At 56.3% G+C, this 18,943-nt stretch carries 20 protein-coding genes; 7 read left to right on the top strand and 13 right to left on the bottom strand.

The genetic code is table 11. The features are described 5' to 3' along the window. Positions 1 to 45 precede the first annotated feature (45 nt). Positions 46 to 930 (bottom strand): SDR family oxidoreductase, encoded by an 885-nt coding sequence (locus BM373_RS10170; RefSeq protein ID WP_090461322.1) that lies wholly within the window; start codon positions 928 to 930, stop codon positions 46 to 48. A gap of 460 nt (positions 931 to 1,390) precedes the next feature. Here BM373_RS10170 and BM373_RS10165 point away from each other — a divergent pair, with 460 nt between their 5' ends. The 3 genes from BM373_RS10165 (at position 1,391) to BM373_RS21610 (ending at position 2,439) form a co-directional block, all read left to right on the top strand. Next, positions 1,391 to 1,630, top strand: a complete 240-nt coding sequence (locus BM373_RS10165) for a hypothetical protein (protein WP_090461321.1) — start codon at positions 1,391 to 1,393, stop codon at positions 1,628 to 1,630. 201 nt (positions 1,631 to 1,831) lie between these two features. Next, positions 1,832 to 2,257 carry a hypothetical protein gene (locus BM373_RS10160; protein WP_090461320.1) on the top strand — a complete coding sequence of 142 codons (426 nt, stop codon included), beginning with the start codon at positions 1,832 to 1,834 and terminating at the stop codon, positions 2,255 to 2,257. A 38-nt stretch (positions 2,258 to 2,295) separates the two neighbouring features. Next, positions 2,296 to 2,439 carry a hypothetical protein gene (locus BM373_RS21610; protein ID WP_177220137.1) on the top strand — a complete coding sequence of 48 codons (144 nt, stop codon included), beginning with the start codon at positions 2,296 to 2,298 and terminating at the stop codon, positions 2,437 to 2,439. 42 nt (positions 2,440 to 2,481) lie between these two features. Here the strand turns inward: BM373_RS21610 and BM373_RS10155 are convergent, their stop codons facing one another. The 3 genes from BM373_RS10155 to BM373_RS10140 form a co-directional block, all read right to left on the bottom strand. Further along, positions 2,482 to 3,303 carry a trypsin-like serine peptidase gene (locus BM373_RS10155; RefSeq protein WP_090461319.1) on the bottom strand — a complete coding sequence of 274 codons (822 nt, stop codon included), beginning with the start codon at positions 3,301 to 3,303 and terminating at the stop codon, positions 2,482 to 2,484. A 261-nt stretch (positions 3,304 to 3,564) separates the two neighbouring features. After that, positions 3,565 to 3,885, bottom strand: coding sequence for an acid resistance repetitive basic protein Asr (gene asr / locus BM373_RS10145; protein WP_090461317.1), 321 nt, complete (start codon positions 3,883 to 3,885; stop codon positions 3,565 to 3,567). Between the two features lie 283 nt (positions 3,886 to 4,168). After that, positions 4,169 to 5,653: a carboxypeptidase M32 gene (locus tag BM373_RS10140; RefSeq protein ID WP_090461316.1), complete on the bottom strand. Its 1,485-nt coding sequence runs from the start codon at positions 5,651 to 5,653 to the stop codon at positions 4,169 to 4,171. 123 nt (positions 5,654 to 5,776) lie between these two features. On the opposite strand from BM373_RS10140, the gene BM373_RS21960 reads away from it, so the two are divergent. After that, positions 5,777 to 5,917 carry a KPN_01571 family protein gene (locus BM373_RS21960; protein ID WP_371261102.1) on the top strand — a complete coding sequence of 47 codons (141 nt, stop codon included), beginning with the start codon at positions 5,777 to 5,779 and terminating at the stop codon, positions 5,915 to 5,917. 45 nt (positions 5,918 to 5,962) lie between these two features. Here BM373_RS21960 and BM373_RS10135 read toward each other — a convergent pair whose 3' ends face one another. After that, positions 5,963 to 7,222 carry an MFS transporter gene (locus BM373_RS10135; protein ID WP_090461315.1) on the bottom strand — a complete coding sequence of 420 codons (1,260 nt, stop codon included), beginning with the start codon at positions 7,220 to 7,222 and terminating at the stop codon, positions 5,963 to 5,965. Positions 7,223 to 7,341: 119 nt separating this feature from the next. On the opposite strand from BM373_RS10135, the gene BM373_RS10130 reads away from it, so the two are divergent. The 3 genes from BM373_RS10130 (at position 7,342) to bioD (ending at position 10,421) form a co-directional block, all read left to right on the top strand. Next, positions 7,342 to 8,232 (top strand): LysR family transcriptional regulator, encoded by an 891-nt coding sequence (locus BM373_RS10130; protein ID WP_090461314.1) that lies wholly within the window; start codon positions 7,342 to 7,344, stop codon positions 8,230 to 8,232. Positions 8,233 to 8,379: 147 nt separating this feature from the next. Beyond that, the gene (mlc, locus tag BM373_RS10125; protein ID WP_090461313.1) at positions 8,380 to 9,600 is read left to right on the top strand and encodes a sugar metabolism global transcriptional regulator Mlc; all 1,221 of its coding nucleotides are present in this window, start codon (positions 8,380 to 8,382) and stop codon (positions 9,598 to 9,600) included. A 125-nt stretch (positions 9,601 to 9,725) separates the two neighbouring features. After that, positions 9,726 to 10,421 carry a dethiobiotin synthase gene (gene bioD, locus BM373_RS10120; protein WP_090461312.1) on the top strand — a complete coding sequence of 232 codons (696 nt, stop codon included), beginning with the start codon at positions 9,726 to 9,728 and terminating at the stop codon, positions 10,419 to 10,421. Between the two features lie 145 nt (positions 10,422 to 10,566). On the opposite strand, the gene osmV is transcribed toward bioD, so the two are convergent. From osmV to ynfE, 8 genes are all read right to left on the bottom strand, one after another. After that, positions 10,567 to 11,715, bottom strand: a complete 1,149-nt coding sequence (gene osmV / locus BM373_RS10115; protein WP_090461311.1) for an osmoprotectant ABC transporter ATP-binding protein OsmV — start codon at positions 11,713 to 11,715, stop codon at positions 10,567 to 10,569. Beyond that, the gene (osmW, locus tag BM373_RS10110) at positions 11,715 to 12,362 is read right to left on the bottom strand and encodes an osmoprotectant ABC transporter permease OsmW (protein ID WP_090461310.1); all 648 of its coding nucleotides are present in this window, start codon (positions 12,360 to 12,362) and stop codon (positions 11,715 to 11,717) included. The genes osmV and osmW overlap by 1 nt, the downstream gene beginning before the upstream one ends. Positions 12,363 to 12,371: 9 nt before the next feature. Continuing rightward, a complete protein-coding gene (gene osmX, locus BM373_RS10105) occupies positions 12,372 to 13,274 on the bottom strand; it encodes an osmoprotectant ABC transporter substrate-binding protein OsmX (protein WP_090461309.1) in 903 nt (300 codons plus the stop codon). An 18-nt stretch (positions 13,275 to 13,292) separates the two neighbouring features. After that, positions 13,293 to 14,000 carry an osmoprotectant ABC transporter permease OsmY gene (gene osmY / locus BM373_RS10100; RefSeq protein ID WP_090461308.1) on the bottom strand — a complete coding sequence of 236 codons (708 nt, stop codon included), beginning with the start codon at positions 13,998 to 14,000 and terminating at the stop codon, positions 13,293 to 13,295. Positions 14,001 to 14,309: 309 nt separating this feature from the next. Next, complete coding sequence (dmsD, locus tag BM373_RS10095) at positions 14,310 to 14,921, bottom strand: Tat proofreading chaperone DmsD (RefSeq protein ID WP_090461307.1); 612 nt, start codon at positions 14,919 to 14,921, stop codon at positions 14,310 to 14,312. A 12-nt stretch (positions 14,922 to 14,933) separates the two neighbouring features. Continuing rightward, entirely contained in the window at positions 14,934 to 15,791 is an 858-nt protein-coding gene (locus BM373_RS10090) for a DmsC/YnfH family molybdoenzyme membrane anchor subunit (RefSeq protein ID WP_090461306.1), read from the bottom strand. A gap of 1 nt (position 15,792) precedes the next feature. Further along, positions 15,793 to 16,410, bottom strand: coding sequence for a DMSO/selenate family reductase complex B subunit (locus BM373_RS10085; protein WP_090458946.1), 618 nt, complete (start codon positions 16,408 to 16,410; stop codon positions 15,793 to 15,795). A gap of 10 nt (positions 16,411 to 16,420) precedes the next feature. Next, positions 16,421 to 18,859: a selenate/tellurate reductase subunit YnfE gene (gene ynfE / locus BM373_RS10080; protein ID WP_090461305.1), complete on the bottom strand. Its 2,439-nt coding sequence runs from the start codon at positions 18,857 to 18,859 to the stop codon at positions 16,421 to 16,423. Between the last annotated feature and the right edge of the window lie 84 nt (positions 18,860 to 18,943).

Below are 18,943 nucleotides of genomic sequence, written 5' to 3'. Positions count from 1 at the left end.
GGGAAAGTCCTGGAAATAAAAGGGCAGGACGGGCCTGCCACAGTGTTACAACGTGCCGGTACCGCCGTCAGAGCACCAGACCTGGCCTGACGCAAACGAGCTTTCATCGGACGCAAACAGCACATACAGAGGGGCAATTTCGACCGGCTGACCCGGACGGCCCAGCGGAGCAGATTCACCAAACGCTTTCACTTTTTCCTGCGGCTGACCACCGCTTGCCTGCAATGGCGTCCAGTACGGACCCGGTGCCACGGCATTTACGCGGATACCTTTTTTACCCAGCTGCTTCGCCAGCGATTTGGTAAAGGCCACGTTACAGGCTTTAGTCTGCGCATAGTCGAGCAGGATGTCGCTCGGCTGATAAGCCTGCACCGATGTGGTGTTAATAATCACCGCCCCTTCCTTTAAGTGTGGCACAGCGGCTTTAGTGATCCAGAACGGCGCATAAACGTTGGTTTTGAAGGTGTCATCAAACGCTTCCGTCGTCAGATCTTCAATGGATTCGCAGAACTGCTGACGCCCGGCGTTGTTGACCAGAATATCCAGCCCGCCCAGCGCATTCATCGCGTCCACCACCAGTTGCTGACAGAAGGTTTCGGAACGTACATCGCCCGGCAGCGCAACGGCGTTACGGCCTTCGGCTTTAATAAGTGCGATTACCGCCTCGGCGTCCGATTCTTCCTGTGGCAGGAAGTTAATCGCCACGTCTGCGCCTTCACGCGCATAGGCAATCGCCACCGCGCGGCCAATACCCGAATCGCCGCCGGTAATCAGTGCTTTTTTACCCGCCAGACGACCTGAACCCACATAACGGGTTTCACCATGATCGGGAATTGGCTTCATTTCAGAAGCAAGACCAGGTGCCTGTTGCGGCTGCTCCGGGAACGGAGGGGTCGGAAAGTGAGGAAGTTTTTGCTCAGGGTTCGTCATAATATCCGTCTCGGTTAGTTAACACGTATTAACCGTAGACACGAAATCACGGCTGTGCGAAATTTTTTAAAATGGCAATTTATATTTAAAAAACTTTACGGCGAAAGTTGAAACACGACGAATTACTCTGCTAAGCACATTGCAGTAAAGGTGTCATTTTGAATGATATGTATAAATATTGTTCTGTTTAGGTTACGGCATACCACTTTTTTAACGCCCGGAAACGTTTCGCTGGCGAATTAATTAGGAATATTCCTTGAATGAGATCTTTCTTATAAAAATAGCTTGAGTGTCAATCCCCTTACGTTAAACTGAATTTCCTGACACTGGTTTTTGATTCAGCGTTTACGTTTTTTTGATATCACGTAAATGCGATGGCGTTGCGACTGGATTTTTGTTTGATGTACGCATAATTTTGAACATGACTGCATGTAAACATTGAATTATAAGGAGATTTAGGATGAGCAATGAGCCCGTGTTTCCTGCATTTCCCGTCGTCGGCTGGCAGGTCGGTCCGGTGGAAAATCATAATAACGTCGTGGTCAAGTTTGGTTACAGCACGTCTTCCCATGCACCCGGTGCAAGTACGTTTGACTCGCAGTTTTTCAGCCTGTCACCAGAGATGGTTCGCAGCCTGATTTATGATTTGCAGCGCAGCCTGCGCGAATGTGAAATGCCTGTTGAAGATAAGGTGGCCTAGACCGCGCCACCTTGCCCCGCAGCAGTTAGCGATAACGCTCTGCTGCGGAACATTTCCTGCTTTAATCCCCTTTCTGCGCGGCCTGGGCCGTTGTTAACGTTCACTATTTGCCTGTTCAGTGGAATCTGAAATCCCCCCAAATTAACGCTGTTTACGCTATAAATAAATTAGCAAGCGATGCGCGGTAATACAGGGGAGTTTATGAATTTTGTCTACTTCAAGGTTGAATATCCACGTAACGAAGGAAGTCTTAGCTCGCCGCTATATTTAAATGATGTCGTACTTTTGCGCGACGGTGATATTGTCGCCGAGCTTGGGGATTTAAAAATCACCCACCTTCCGTATTGTATTTACCGCTCCGTTCCGACGGGGTTTCGTAAAATTGAATACCGACTGCAAACACATAGCGTCCGACGAATTACGCTTTCCTGTGGTTATTTGAAAAGTGGAGAATATATCGTTAATACACCACAGGGTGAAGAGGTCTTAATCTGGAATGCACTGAGCGGTTTATGGACGCGTCACGGTGACGATAAGATGCGCATTGACGGCTATAAGTTTGTAGAAAATCACTACACTATAATTCGTCCGCATCGTCGTCGTTCCGAATCCCTTAATGCAGGGTGAGTACTAATTTGCGAGTAATAAACTGAGGAGAATGCCTGATGGATATGCTGAATACACGACAATTCCTGTTCGCACAGGAAGAACCTAAGCCGGTAAAAGATAACCCGGCGAAACAGGGCGAAATTCCGCGCAAACCGGATGACAGCCAGGACGACCGCAAAGATCCTTTCAAAGCGAGTTAATCGCCAGCGGCTGCCTGCAAAGGTGGGCAGCCGCGCCTGCTGTTATTTCTTCACCAGCGCTTCGAGCTTATCGCGAAAACCCGTTACCGCTATGGCACGGTTATCCGCACGCCAGCGATCTTTCGCCGCCGGTGCGGAGCTTTGTACCGCGATGAGCTGCCAGCCTTTATCTGTGTGCAACATTAACGGCGACCCGCTGTCGCCGGGCAGGGTATCACACTGGTGAGACAGTACCGTATCCTGCGCCCAGCCTGTCACGATACAGTCATGATGGCTGTATAAGGCATCAAGATGATCCTGCGAATAGCCGGACTGCGTCACTTTGCGCTCGCTTGCTTTCAGCGCAGCGGTCAGGGCATCGCGATCGCCATCAAACAGTGGCAGGGGGGTGATCCCGGACGGCGGGTAACGCAACACAATCAGCCCAAAATCCCACGGCGCGGCGGCAGGGGGCACAATCCACCCTTCGCCATCGGGCTTCAGGCGGCGACCCAGCGAGGGTTCCACCCGGCCTTCAATACCGTGAATTTCATAGCGCCAGATGCCTTTTTGCGCCACAAAGCGCAGCGCGATGGCCTTATCCGGCTTGCCGCGCGGCGGAGTCAACAGACAGTGACCGGCAGTAAGGGCGAGATGTGGAGAGATGAGGGTGGCGGTGCACAGGTTACCGCTGGCGGTTTCCAGTTGCCCGATAGCGTCCCACGGCGCAAGCGTTGGGGTGCTGACACGCGTGCGGTCGTCATGACCAAAAAAAAGCGTCTTTATTTCCTGGGCGTCAGTGGTGTCTTCATCGCCGTCATCTGCATGTCCGTACAAAGAAAACAAACACAACGATCCCAGTATTATTATGGCGGTTTTACGCATAGCACTCTCTGGCAGGGAATTATGATTATTTGAACGTGAAGCCCTGGAATTACGTCTAACTATAGTCGGGGTCAGCAGAAAGTGGGAATAAAATCAGCGTACTACATTCAGGAAAAATAAAAACGGATGGCAACCAGCGCGCACAAAATAAGCGTAATCAGAATTAGCTCAAAACGGTAACGCCGCAGCATACGCCCTCCGGATAAAAAACGGCGCTTAGCCCTGAGGTAAGCGCCGGGTCAGAAACGTGCCGGGTGGATCTTAAGCGGCAGGTTGTGCAGCCGGTTTAGCGGCTTCATGTTTTACATGTTTTTTGTGTTTCTTGGCAGCCTGCGCTTTCTGCTCAACGGCAGGTTTTGCTGCGGCGGCTTTTTTGTGGTGCTTTTTCGCAGCCTGCGCTTTCTGTTCAACGGCTTTCTTGTGTTTTTTGTGCTTAGCCGGAGCGACTTTGGTGGCCGCCGGAGCAGAAGCCTGTGCAGTGGTCGCAGCCGGTGCAGCGGTAGTGGTAACCGCGTCAGCAGCAAACGCAGCAGAAGAGAGACCCATAGCAGCGGCAACAACCAGAGCTAATACTTTTTTCATTCTGATATCCTCGAATTGGTTTTTCATTCAACCCCACTGCGGGGCCGTTGAATGCACTATATCGTGCGCCATCCGGGGCTTCCGTGAGTGATTGGTATCGGCGTGTAACGGTTTGTACAAACGAGGATTTACCCCTCACCCCAACCCTCTCCCACAGGGAGAGGGAGCCGTCTCGTGCCCGCTTTTCCCCCTCACCACAGCGTAGAGAGCCGGGGTGAGGGGATTTTGACTTTCTCCCTCTCCCTTAGGGAGAGGGTCGGGGTGAGGGGTTTGCGGGCTAAACTTATAAATATCTCGCCGTCAAATGCGCCCTGAAATACTTGCTGTCCAGCCCCTCACCAGTCGCACTTTCAATCAACTGTGCGGTGGTAAACCGGCTGCCGTGCTGCCAGATATTCTGGCGCAGCCAGTCGAACAGGGCGCTGAAATCACCCTGGGCAATGGCGTTATCCAGATCCGGCAGGGCAGTACGCGCCGCATGGAACAACTGCGCAGCGTACATCGCGCCCAGCGTGTAGGACGGGAAATAGCCGAAGCCGCCGTCCGTCCAGTGAATATCCTGCATACAGCCGTTGCGGTAGTTACCCTCCGTCGACAGCCCCAGCCAGCTCTGCATTTTTTCATTCCACAGCGCCGGAATATCGTCCACCTCAATCTCACCGTTAATCAGCGCGCGCTCGATTTCGTAGCGCAGCACCACGTGCGCCGGGTAGCTGACTTCATCGGCATCGACGCGGATAAAGCCCGGCTTCACGCGCTGGTTCCAGGCAATAAAGTTCTCTTCGCTAAATGCAGGCTGATCGCCAAAGCGCGCCACTACCGACGGCAGCAAGCGTTTTAAGAATGCGTTACTGCGCCCAAGCTGCATTTCGAAAAACAGGCTTTGAGATTCATGAATGGCGGTGGAGCGCGCCAGCGCGATGGGCTGACCCAGCCAGTTGCGCGGCAGATTTTGCTCATAGCGCGCATGGCCGGTTTCATGCACCACACCAAACAGCGCGCTTAACAGCTCCTGCTCGTCGTAGCGGGTAGTAATGCGCACGTCTTCCGGCACACCGCCACAGAACGGATGCGCGCTGACGTCGAGTCGGCCCGCGTTAAAATCAAAGCCCAGTTGCGCCATGGTTTCCAGCCCCAGCTCGCGCTGAGTTGCAATCGGGAACGGCCCGGTCGGGGCAATCAGCGGCGTGCGCGTCTGCTTCTCCACGACCTGCTGGAGCAGATCGGGCAGCCACGATTTCAGATCGGCAAACAGCACATCAAGCTGCGCGCTGGTCATGTCCGGCTCAAAAATATCGAGCAGTGCATCGTAAGGCGTGCAGCCTTTGGCCTCGGCGCGCAGTTTTGCTTCTTCGCGGCTGACTTTCACCACCTCTTTGAGATTGGCCGAAAAGCCAGCCCAGTCGTTTGCCGGGCGCTGCGTGCGCCAGGCGTGTTCGCACTTACTACCCGCCAGCGATTTGGCTTCCACCAGCGACTCCGGCAGAAGCGCCGCCTGCTGATAGTGGCGGGTCATTTCACGCAGATTGGCCTGCTCAACATCATTCAACGCTTCCTGTTCTGCACCCGCGATCCACTGCGCGACCTGCTTATCCGTCAGGATCTGGTGCTGAAGCACGCTCAGTTCGGCCAGCGCTTCGCCACGGGCCGCGCTCCCGCCGGGGGGCATCATCGCAAAAGCGTCCCAGCTGGCGATAGAGGATAGGTGGGAGAAGCGGGAGAGACGTGTGAATATGCGGGTGAGTTGCTGATAGTTTTTGTTTTCCATACTGCCTCGTGTCATCCGGGGAACGCAGCGTAACGACGCTGATTGAAGAAATATTGAACGCTTAAGTTGATTGCCATCAATCATTTGTCGTATTTTCATTCATGCGACTAATACTATGGCATAATGCATAAAGTTCATATTACGCAACAACATAAGATAACTTTCACTATGAATCCATTTATCTGGGTGATATTTGCACTGATGGCACTGGATGCAGTCCGTGAGATAATGGGCGCATCATCGCTGACAGGCTTGTTTTCGTAACACGATCCCATTAAACAAAAACCCCGCCAGCTGGCGGGGTTTTTGTTAGCGCAAGCGATGATGTAAACAGCGCCCGACAAGCAGCGCAGCGAGCAACATAAGCGCAATAAACCCGCTCACGCCATTCCAGCCATACTGATGCCAGAACACGCCCCCCAGCGTACCCGCGAAACTCGATCCCAGATAATAGCTAAAAAGATAAAGCGACGAGGCCTGGCCTTTGGCGCGGCGAGCGCGGGGACCAATCCAGCTACTGGCGACCGAGTGCGCGGCAAAGAACCCGGCAGAGAACAGCAGCATGCCCGCGAAGATCACCGCCAGGGGCGAGAGCAGCGTCAGCAGCAGGCCCGCCAGCATGATGCCGGTCGACACCATCATCACCGGCCCGCGCCCGAACCGTGCGGTCATCGCGCCCGCTTTCGGTGAACTCCAGGTACCGGTCAGGTAAGCCACCGACAGCAGGCCAACCACCGCCTGGCTCAGATGCCACGGCGACAGCATCAGGCGGTAGCCGATGTAATTAAACAGCGTCACAAACGCGCCCATCAGCAGGAACCCTTCGGCAAAGAGCAGCGGCAGTCCCCGGTCGCGCCAGTGCAGGCGGAAGTTGATCATCAGCGATTTCGGGCGCAGCGACGACGGGCGAAAATGGCGCGACGCGGGCAGGATCTTCCAGAACATCAGCGCTGCGGCCAGCGCAAAACAGCCGATCACCGCCAGCGCAATGCGCCAGTTGAAAAAGTCGGTAAACACGCCGCTGAGCAGGCGACCGCTCATCCCGCCAATAGAGTTCCCGCTGATGTAGAGTCCCATCGAGAAGGCCACAAAACTGGGGTGGATCTCTTCACTCAGATAAGTCATGCCGACCGCCGCCACGCCGCTCAGCGACAGGCCAATCAGTGCGCGCATGATCAGAATCCCGTGCCAGCTTGTCATCACCGTGGAGAGCAAGGTGCAGCAGGCGGCGAGCAGCAGCGCAGTAACCATCACCGGTTTGCGGCCTATGGCGTCCGACAGCGGGCCGGTAAACAGCAGGCCGATGGCGAGCATCCCGGTGGAGATAGAGAGCGAAATACTGCTACTGGCGGGTGAGACGCCAAACTCCTGAGAAAGTACGGGCAGGATCGGCTGGACGCAGTAGAGCAGGGCGAAGGTCGCAAGGCCTGCGGAAAAAAGTGCCAGCGTTACACGCATAAACTGGGGCGTACCGCGTTTTATATAGCTGTTCGAACGGGTCGGATGGGGAAGGGGTTGCACCTCGGCATCGTCGGTCAGGGCGATGTCAGCGACGGTTGTACGGCTCACGGGAAATCCTTTGTTTAATTCTCCGTCATTCAGGCGACGGATATGACCTCAGGATCAGGGTAGGAAAATGTAAATAATCTGTCTAATATATTAATAATCTTAAATGATACATAAAACATATGAATATTGAACTGCGTCACCTGCGCTACTTTATCGCCGTCGCTGAAGAGCTGCATTTTGGTCACGCTGCCGCTCGCCTGAATATCTCGCAGCCACCGCTAAGCCAGCAGATCCAGATTCTGGAGCAGCAGGTGGGCGCGCGCCTGTTGGCCCGCACGAACCGCAGCGTAACGCTTACGCCCGCAGGCGCTCAGTTTCTGGCGGATTGTCGGCAGATACTGATCCAGGTTGAAGAGGCCGCCGCCCGCGCCGCCCGGTTGCATCAGGGCGAGACGGGGGAGTTGCGCATCGGCTTTACCTCCTCCGCGCCCTTTATTAAAGCGGTATCCGACACGCTCTCGGCGTTTCGCCGCCGCTACCCGGACGTGCATCTGCAAACCCGCGAGATCAATACCCGCGAGCAGATCGCCCCGCTGCATGAAGGCAGTCTCGATCTGGGGCTGATGCGCAATACGCAGTTGCCCGACACCCTGGGCTGGGAAGTCATTTTGCGCGAGCCGTTGCTGGCGATGATCCCCCGCGATCACCCGCTGGCCGCGCTGCCCTGCGTAACGCTTGAGATGCTGGCGCGCGAGCCGTTTGTCTTTTTCGATCCCCACGTCGGCACCGGCTTGTATGACGATATCCTGGGGCTGATGCGGCGCTACGATCTGAAGCCAGCCATTGCCCAGGAAGTGGGTGAGGCGATGACCATTATCGGGCTGGTGGCGGCCGGGCTTGGCGTTTCGATTCTTCCCGCCTCATTTCGTCGTGTACAGCTTGAAGAAATGCGCTGGCTGCCGATTGCCCAGCCGGATGCCATTTCGGAAATGTGGCTGGTCTGGTCGAAGCATCATGAACAGGGAAGTGCCGCGATGCGTTTTAAGCAGCAGCTGCTCGCCACGCGATAAGCGTAAAACTTAATCAACATATTGACTGTGGATATGGAAAAAATGTGCGGCAAATCACAAGGCTAATCAAAAATTTGACGCCCACATTGAAGTCCTTCACCATAGCCTGCAGTTTATTTCGAAGCGCGAAAATAAAGGGAGTGAGAGGTGGTTGCTGATAGTCAGCCAGGACATATTGATCAGATCAAGCAAACGAACGCGGGCGCAGTCTATCGCCTGATTGATCAGCTTGGCCCGGTTTCACGCATCGATCTTTCCCGACTGGCGCAGCTTGCGCCTGCGAGTATCACCAAAATCGTGCGCGAAATGCTCGAAGCACATCTGGTGCAGGAAACCGAAATTCAGGAACCGGGCAGCCGTGGCCGCCCTGCGGTGGGGCTGGTGGTCGAAACCGAAGCCTGGCACTACCTGTCGCTGCGCATCAGCCGGGGAGAAATCCACCTCGCGCTGCGCGACCTCAGCAGCAAGCTGGTGGTGAAAGAGCAGCAGGCGCTCCCTCTTGAATCTGACCAGCCGTTTATTGCCCGCGTCATTACCCATATCGATCAGTTCTTTATTCGTCATCAGCAGAAGCTGGAGCGGTTGACCGCTATCGCCATTACCCTGCCGGGCATTATCGATACCGAAAACGGTATCGTGCACCGGATGCCGTTTTATGAAGATGTGAAAGACATGGCGCTGGGCGAGGCGCTGGAAACCCATACTGGCGTGCCGGTGTATATCCAGCATGACATCAGCGCGTGGACCATGGCCGAAGCGCTGTTTGGCGCATCACGCGGCGCGCGCGACGTGATACAGGTGGTGATTGACCACAACGTGGGCGCAGGGGTGATCACCGATGGCCGCCTGCTGCATGCGGGCAGCAGCAGTCTGGTGGAAATCGGCCATACCCAGGTCGATCCTTACGGCAAGCTCTGTTACTGCGGTAACCACGGTTGCCTGGAAACCATCGCCAGCGTGGAGAGCGTGCTGGAACTGGCGCAGCAGCGCATGAGCCAGTCGATGAGCTCCCGCCTGCACGGTCAACCGCTGACGGTGCAATCTTTGTGCCAGGCCGCCCAGGAAGGCGATTTACTGGCAAAAGACATTATCACCGGCGTCGGCACGAACGTCGGACGCATCCTCGCCATCATGGTGAATCTGTTCAATCCGCAAAAAATTCTAATCGGTTCACCGCTGAGCAAAGCCGCCGATATCCTTTTCCCTGCCATCAGCGACTGCATCCGCCAGCAATCTTTACCGGCTTACAGTCGGCATATTGTGGTGGAGAGCACGCAGTTTTCGAATCAGGGCACAATGGCGGGCGCGGCGCTGGTGAAGGACGCGATGTATAACGGCTCTTTGCTCATCCGTCTGTTGCAGGGTTAACAAATTCGCACTGTTGGACAAAAAATTGCGCTACCTCAAGCCCGGCCTGTAAGACTTAACATAGACTTCCCCCACTGAATTATTAACCAGGTTTATATTTCCGAAGCATAACGGTGGAGTAGGTGATGCTTAAGCGTTTCTTTATTACAGGTACGGATACCGCTGTTGGCAAAACAGTGGTGTCGCGCGCATTGCTTCAGGCGCTGGCCGCCAGTGGCAGGAGCGTGGCAGGTTACAAGCCAGTTGCCAAAGGGAGCAAAGAGACGCCGGAAGGATTGCGCAACAAAGATGCGCTGGTATTGCAAAGCGTCTCCAGCATTGAGCTGTCCTATCAGGCGGTCAATCCCATTGCATTAAGTGAAGACGAGAGCAGCGTGGCCCACAGTTGCCCGATCAGCTACAGCCTGCTGTCCAACGGCCTTGCGCATTTGTGCGAGCGCGTGGATCAGGTGGTGGTGGAAGGCACCGGCGGATGGCGCAGTCTGATGAACGATCTGCGTCCGCTCTCTGAGTGGGTGGTGCAGGAACAACTGCCGGTGGTGATGGTAGTAGGGATTCAGGAAGGGTGTATCAACCACGCGCTGTTAACCGCACAAGCCATCGCTAACGATGGTTTACCGCTGATCGGCTGGGTGGCAAATCGCATCAATCCGGGGCTGGCGCATTATGCAGAGATTATTAATGTGTTAAGCCGCAAACTTCCTGGCCCGTTGATAGGTGAACTGCCGTATTTACCGCGCGCGGAGCAGCGGGATCTGGCGCAGTACATTGATGTGACGATGTTGACGCGCTCGCTGGCGGCGGATCGGGTGCTGGCCTGAAGGTTCACCCTCACCCCGGCCCTCTCCCTCAGGGAGAGGGGGAAAGGCGGGCTCACGCTCGCATTCAAAGGGAGAGGAGAAAATCCAGTTTGTACGCGATCTGTTCCCTCTCCCTGAGGGAGAGGGTTAGGGTGAGGGTCAAACCTCACTCCATCGCCATAATATTCAGCGCCCGGCGGGTTCTGCCGGAGCTTAAATAATCCGCAATATAATCCTGCGAAATCTCACCGCTGTACCGGCCTTCCTCATCGACAATCGGCATCCAGCTGGTATTACTTTCATAGAGTTTCGACAGCACCACGCGCAGGTTATCTTCCGCCTTACCGGTCACCCGGAACGGGTGCAGCATATCGGCGCACGCGCCCGTGGCGTTACGCGCTTCACGGCGTTTCACAAAGCCGAGCGGTTTGCCGTCGTCATCCACCACCGTAATCGCGCGAATATCGTTATCGTCCATAATGGCGAACGCCTCCGGCAGCGGGGTGGCTTTACGCACCGTCAGCGTCGGCTGCTGATCGGTCACATCACCCGCTGACACCAGCAGCAGGCGTTTCAGCGTGCGGTCCTGGCCCACAAACGATCCCACAAACTCATTCGCCGGTTTCGCCAGCAGTTCGTCGGGGCTGGCGCACTGCACAATGCGCCCCTGGCGGAAGACCGCAATGCGATCGCCAAGTTTTAGCGCCTCATCAATATCGTGGCTGACCAGCATCACCGTCTTCTTCAGCTTGCGCTGCATCTCCAGGAACTGCGTCTGGATCACTTCACGGTTAATCGGGTCAACCGCGCCGAAAGGTTCATCCATCAGCAGTACCGGCGGATCCGCTGCCAGCGCGCGAATCACCCCGATACGCTGTTGCTGGCCGCCGGACATCTCGCGCGGGTAGCGGTTAAGGAATTTTTTCGGGTCCATCGCCACCATATCCATCAATTCTTCCGCACGGCTTTTATAGCGGGCTTTGTCCCAGCCGAGCATCCGTGGCACCACGGTGATGTTCTCTTCAATCGTCATATTGGGGAACAGACCGATTTGCTGGATCACGTAGCCAATGTTACGGCGTAACGTCACGGTATCCATTCCGCTGGTGTCTTCGCCGTTAATGAAAATCTTGCCGTCGCTGGGTGCAATCAGGCGGTTGACCATTTTCAGCGTAGTGGTTTTCCCGCAGCCGGACGGCCCGAGCAGCACGCACATTTCGCCTTCCGGCACGTTCAGGTTAACGTTATCGACCGCCTTGAAGGTCTGGCCATTTTTCTGTGTGAACGCTTTGGTCAGGTTTTCTAGTTTTATCATTATCGTATTCCTTTCGGTGTCAGCACGGTCTGCAGACGATGCAGCAGCCAGTCAAGCACAATAGCCAGTAAACAAATCAACAGGGCACCGGCAATCAACATGCGGATATCACTCCCGCCAATGCCGTTGAGCAACAGCAGGCCAAGACCACCCGCGCCGATGACCGCCGCGATTGCCATCACGCCGATGTTCATCACCACGGCGGTACGGATGCCGCCAAAAATCACCGGCAGCGCCATCGGGATTTCCACCCAGCGCAGCCGTTGCCAGAAGGTCATGCCGATCCCGCGTCCGGCTTCACGCAGGCCGGGAGGCAGGCTGTCGAGGGCGGTGTGGGTGTTACGCACAATCGGCAGCAGCGAGTACAGAAACACCGCCGTAATGGCAGGCAGCGCGCCAATACCCTGACCGATCAGCGAAAACAGCGGGATCATCAGGCCAAACAGCGCGATTGACGGGATGGTCAGCATAATGGTGGCGATGCCCAGCACCGGTGTCGCCAGCCATTTAACGCGCACAATCATGATCCCGAGCGGCACGCCGATCACAATCGCCAGCCCGACCGCCAGCAGAACCAGCCACAGGTGTTGCAGGGTGAGGCTCATCAGATAGCCCCCGTTGTCCATCATGTAATGAATCGTATCCATGGGCGCTCCTTACAGCAGGCCTTTTTCGCGCAGGAAGTCGCGGGCGACCTGCTGCGGCGACTGGTGATCGATATCCACCTTCGCGTTAAGCGTGGTAATGGCGTCGTTATCCAGTTGAGCGGAGAGGGTGTTCATCGCCTCTTCCAGACCTGGATTGGCCTCCAGCGCCTCTTTGCGCACCACCGGCGTCACCGCGTAGCTGGGGAAAAAGCCCTTATCATCTTCCAGCACTTTCAGATCGAACCCTTTCACGCGACCGTCGGTGGAGTAGACCAGCCCGGCGTCAACGAAGCCGTCGCGGGTGGCGTTATAGACGAGGCCGGGGTCCATCTGGCGGATTTGCGGGCGGTCGAGTTCCATGTTGTAGGCTTTCCGCAACGGTTTCATCCCGTCGCTACGCCCGGAAAACTCCAGATCCAGCCCCAGACGCCAGTTGTTGTCCGGGTCGGTTTTACGGATATGCTCAATGCGCGCCACCATGTCCGACACGGTGCGGATATTCTCCGCCTCCGCACGTTTGCGCTGCATCGCAAAGGCATAGGTATTGTTCATATCGGCGGGTTTCAGCCACACCAGACCGAGCTTCGCATCCAGCCGCTTCACCGTCTCGTACGACTCTTCCGGCGACATGCGTTTATTAATTTTGTTGTAGATAATCAGTGAGGTCCCGGTGTACTCCCAGGTCATATCAATCTGTTTGTTGACCATCGCATTACGGGAAATCACCGCCGCGATATTGGTTCGCGGCTCAACCTCAAAACCTTTCTTACGCAGATACTGCACCGTCATGGCTGACAAAATATGCTGTTCGGTAAAGCCTTTGGTGGCGAAGACTAGCGGCGCGGCATACGCCTGGCCTGCCAGTAAGGTGGCGGTGACAACGACCGCCGCGAGTTTACATAACCCTTTCATTATCGATTCCTTTTCTTATCAGGCGGTGTGCGGACTCAGCACCCGTCCGAGGGCGGCAAGTAACGTATCCAGAATCAGCGCAAACAGCGCTGTCGCCGTCGCACCCAGAATCAGCGTCGGGAAATCATTGAGATAAATGCCGGGGAAAATCAGTTCGCCGTAGCTACTGGCACCAATCAGGAACGCCAGCGGCGCGGTACCCACGTTGATCGCCGTGGCGATGCGGATGCCGGAGAGCATCACCGGCCACGCGTTAGGCAGTTCCACCTGGCGCAGACGCTGCCATTTGGTCATGCCGATGCCGTTTGCCGCTTCCAGCAGTGCAGGCGAGAGCGAACAGAGGCCCGCGTAGGTGTTACGCACAATCGGCAGCAGCGAGGCGAGGAACAGCGCGATAATTGCCGGTACATCGCCAATGCCGAAAATCACCATTGCCAGCGCCAGCACTGCCAGCGGCGGCAACGTGTTTCCGACGTTAAAGATCTGCATCACGTATTCCGCCACGCCGCGAAGCGCCGGACGGCTGAGCGCGATCCCACTGGGGATCCCAACGAGCAGGGCGAAAAACATCGAGCTAAATACCAGCATCATGTGCTGTTGACCGAGATAGATCAGGTCGACCTGGCGCGCTTTTATCGTCTCAGGGCCAATACCCCAGGCGAGTAAAGCGAGTACCGTAACGAGCGCACTGATAAATAACAGTGCGCGGATAAGGGGGGATGTCATGCTGTGTGTCTCCCTGGATGCATGTGTTATTGCAACAAAACGTTGCGTGTTGTTATGCCATGTAGCGGCAGGGTCACTGAGCTATAGCAAGGGCCCGGCAAGGATTCCACAAACGCCACGGGTTTTTACCCGCGCGCGTTATCAGATAATCGCCATGATGCCTTGGGCCGTAACGCCTGATGCAGGAAGCCGGGAATAGTCTTAAAAACGCTGACGTAAAGTGACGTTGTCACAGTTTAAGATAAGGATTTCTGAGGGATTTATGTAAAAACGCCGCACAGGTGTGGCTGTGCGGCGGGAGGCTGGAGATTATTTAAACAGCGGTTTTTCGGCCACCGGGATCAGCAGTATGCTTTGCCACCGAGCCAGAGTCAGGCGGGTTAATTCACCCAGCGCGCGGTAAAACGGATGCCCGGCGTTTTCGTTAAACACTGTTAAGAAGCGTCCTGCCCACGGCAGCAGATGCCAGGCCAGCAGTTGCTCGCACTCCCGATAACGCGACTGCTCCATCAGCCAGGCGGTTAACATCAGCAGCGTGCCGAAATGATCTTCCGGTTCGTTCTGCCCGGTTTCAAACACAATGCTGTTCTCCCGCATCCACTGGCGCAGGGCGAGGGTTGAATCGCCAAACAGCACGCTTTCCCGATCCAGCCAGACCGAACCCCAGGGCGGTGCAGGCAGCGCCCACGGGCCGATAAACAGCCGCTGCCAGGCGTCTGAGAGCGGCTCATCGCTGCCGTCTGCGAATGCCTCCGCCAGCGGTTGCAGCACCTCCGGTGCCAGCGGCCACTGCATCTGCCAGTCCGGAGTTTGCAGTGCGGCGACCAGCGGGGCAGCCTGTTCACTCTGCGGCGGATAGTAAAACAGCGCGCCCAGCACGCGGGCGGTTACGGCAAACGTGTCACGTTGTTCATCATTCATCTTACTCACTCCTTAACCTGCCACGGCCACGCCAACCGTCATATGTAAACCGTAGAACAGACCCCGGCCCACGATCTCACCCGCCAGCACCAGCAGCAGTCCCAGCGCCAGGCTAAAGGTATGAGGCTGACGACGGCGCAGCAGCGGGTAAACCCAGAACGCCAGCCCGACCACCAGCAGCACAATGCGCCAGGTTTGCATGGCGGCGTAATCCGGGATCAGCGCGCTTGCCTGCGTCACGGAACTGGCGACCGACGCCAGGCTGACGCTTTGCTGCACGATCACCACAACCGTCGCCAGCAGCGCCAGACCGCTGATGGTGGCAAATGTCGCGCCGTTAAACGGCGTGCGGGACAGGCGCAAAAGCAGAGCACCAAGCAGCGGCCCGCCGATCAGCAGGGTCAAAAAGAACGCGGCGGTGGTGTAGCCGTTATGCCAGGTCGGTACCGTCTCAATCTGATAGACCCGGCTCATGGCGTAAACAAACACCACGCCCAGCACCATGCTCGCGATAAGCCAGATCCTGCCGAGGGTTTCCGGCATTTTGCCGAGCACGGCGAGCAGCCACCAGAAGCCGCCAACGGCGAAAAACAGCGAACCGGCGGCGATCTCATTGCTGAGTGCCGAACTGCCGATGCGGTTGAGCGAGTTAAAGGCGCGCAGTGGCGAGCCCAGGTGCATCATCGACGCGGCAAAGCCGATGCCCATCAGCACCCACAGAAAAAACATACTGCGGATAATCCGGGTGCGATCTGCCGTCTTGCCGGACGCTGCCATCCAGCCGAGACCGGTGACGATAAGACCGCCCGCTACACACTGACCGAGCACGGTAAAAAGCACCAGCGGCCATTCATGCCATCCGTTTCCCATCTCACACCTCCTGCGGGTTAGCCAGATAGCCGGTTTTGTCCCCGGTAGGGCGGCTGTTGGCGTTGGGTTTAATCACCAGGTTGGGCTTCGTGAAGCGCCCGGCGGGCAGCGGCGCGACCGCATCCAGCGTGCCGTATTTTTGACGCAGTTCGTCAATCGGGGCGAAATCCAGCGCACGTAGCGGGCAGGACTCGACGCAGATCGGCTTTTTGCCGTCCATCACCCGCGAATGGCAGCCGTCGCATTTGGTCATATGGCCTTTGGCGGCGTTGTACTGCGGTGCGCCATACGGACAGGCCATATGGCAGTAGCGGCAGCCGATACACACGTCTTCATTGACCACCACAAATCCGTCCTCGCGCTTGTGCATCGCCCCGCTCGGGCAGACTTTGGTGCAGGCCGGATCTTCGCAGTGGTTGCAGGCAATCGACAGATAGGAGGCAAACACGTTCTGGTGCCAGACGCCGTTGTCCTCCTGCCAGTCGCCGCCCGCATATTCATAAATGCGGCGGAAACTGACGTCGGGGGTCAAATCTTTGTAATCCTTGCACGCCAGCTCGCAGGTTTTGCACCCGGTGCAGCGGCTGGAATCGACGTAAAAACCATACTGAACAGTCATCGGTTACTCCTTAAACCTTCTCAATTTGCACAAGGTTGGTGTGCTGCGGATTGCCCTTCGCCAGCGGAGAAGGCCGGTGCGTGGTCAGGGTATTCACGCACGCGCCATGATCGACGCGATCGCCGGTCATGTCGGCGTTGTGCCATGCACCCTGGCCCATCGCACTCACTCCCGGCATGATGCGCGGGGTGACTTTGGCGGCAATGCGCACCTCGCCGCGCCCGTTGAACACACGCACCATATCGCCGTTGGCGATACCACGTTTTTGCGCGTCAATCGGGTTCAGCCACACTTCCTGGCGGCAGGCGGCTTTCAGCACGTCGATGTTGTCGTAGGTCGAGTGGGTTCGCGCCTTGTAATGGAAACCAAAGAGTTGCAGCGGGAACTGCTTGCGGTCGGCGGAATCCCAGCCTTCAAAGGTGGAGGCATAGACCGGCAGGGGGCTTATCACTTCATCCTTCGCCAGCTCCCAGTTCGCGGCAATCTCCGCCAGTTTGCTGGAGTAGATCTCGATCTTGCCGGACGGCGTTTTCAGCGGATTAGCCTCCGGGTCATCGCGGAATTTTTTATAGGCCACAAAGTGTCCGTTCGGATCTTTGCGTTTATAGATGCCCATTTTTTTCAGCTCATCATAGGAGGGCAGCAGCGGATCTTTGGCGAGCATTTTGGCGTACAGATATTTCAGCCACTCTTCCTGGGTACGTCCCTCGGTAAAGCGCTGGTGGAGATCGGGGCTCAGGCGCTTCGCCACTTCACTCAAGATCCAGTAAATCGGTTTGCGCTCAAATTTCGGGCTGGTTGCGGGCTGGATGAAAATCAGATAACCCATATTCCCGGCGTAATCGTTGGGAATAATATCTTCCTGCTCAAGGGTCATTAGATCCGGCAGCAGAATATCGGCGTATTTCGCCGAGGAGGTCATAAAGTTTTCAATCACCACGATCATTTCGCATTTAGATTCGTCCTGCAAAATGTCGTGGGTTTTATTGATATCGGAATGCTGATTGGTAATGGCGTTCCCGGCGTAGTTCCAGATGAATTTAATCGGCACGTCGAGTTTATCTTTGCCGCGCACGCCGTCGCGGGTGGCGGTCATCTCTTCCCCGCGCGCAATCGCATCCGTCCAGCTAAAGCAGGAGATCTGCGTTTTCACCGGGTTTTCCGGCACCGGCATCCGTTCAATGGTGAGGGTGTAGGTGGATTCACGCGCGCCGCTGTTGCCGCCATTGATGCCGACGTTGCCGGTCAGGATCGGCAGCATGGCGATGGCGCGGGAAGTCAGTTCGCCGTTCGCCTGACGCTGCGGTCCCCAGCCCTGGCAGATATACGCCGGTTTCGCGCGGCCAATTTCGCGCGCCAGTTGCACAATTTTTTCAGCCGGAATACCGGTGATTTGCGCGGCCCACTGCGGCGTTTTGGCGATACCGTCATCGCCCTGACCTAAAATATAAGCTTTGTAATGGCTGTTGGCGGGTGCGCCCGCAGGCAGGGTTTTTTCATCGTAGCCGACGCAGTATTTATCGAGGAACGGCTGATCGACCATATTTTCGCTAATCAATACCCAGGCCAGACCTGCCACCAGCGCGGCGTCGGTGCCAGGGCGAATCGGCACCCACTCATCTTCACGCCCGGCGGCGGTGTCGGTATAGCGGGGATCGATCACGATCATCCGCGCATTCGAACGCTCGCGGGCCTGCTCAAGGAACCAGGTGATGCCGCCGCCGCTCATGCGGGTTTCCGCCGGGTTATTGCCAAACATCACGACGAGCTGGCTGTTTTCGATATCCGACGTGCTGTTGCCTTCGTTGCTGCCGTAGGTGTACGGCATGGCGCAGGCGATTTGCGCGGTGCTGTAGGTGCCATATTGACCGAGAAAGCCGCCGTAGAGACTCATCAGGCGGGCGACCAGTGAAGCGGAAGGCGAGGAGCGGGTAATATTGCCACCGACAATGCCGGAGGAATAATTAATATAAACCGCTTCGTTACCGTATTTTTCCACGACGCCTTTGAGATTTTGCGCAATCGTATTTAATGCTTCGTCCCAGCTAATGCGTTCAAATTTTCCTTCGCCGCGTTTACCGACGCGTTTCATCGGATAATTCAGACGGTCGGGATGATTAATACGCCGCCGCATGGATCGCCCGCGTAAACAGGCGCGTACCTGGTGATTACCATAAATATCGTCGCCGGTATTATCGGTTTCGACCCAATAAACTTCGTCATCGCGCACATGAAGGCGGAGTGCACAGCGGCTGCCGCAGTTTACCGAGCACGCCCCCCAGACTGTTTTATCGGCGGTGGGCTGCATCGCCTGTTGCACGGCGGCCGCCGCACTGCGTAACCCAAAAGGTAAAGAAACGCCCCCGGCGACCAGCGCAAGGCTGCCGAGCGCGGTGGATTTAACGAGGGTGCGTCGGCTAATACCGCCGGTGTGATTAACATCGGACATCGCTCACTCCATTTTTATAATGAAAGTTACTCTCAGCTGTAATTAATATGAGGCTAAGCAATAGCGATGGTACTTATAAGGGAG

It is taken from the genome of Enterobacter sp. kpr-6 (assembly GCF_900116015.1).
GTDB lineage: Bacteria > Pseudomonadota > Gammaproteobacteria > Enterobacterales > Enterobacteriaceae > Enterobacter_D.
Note: the sequence above shows the minus strand (reverse complement) of the source record. Positions and strands in the feature narration are given on the sequence as shown.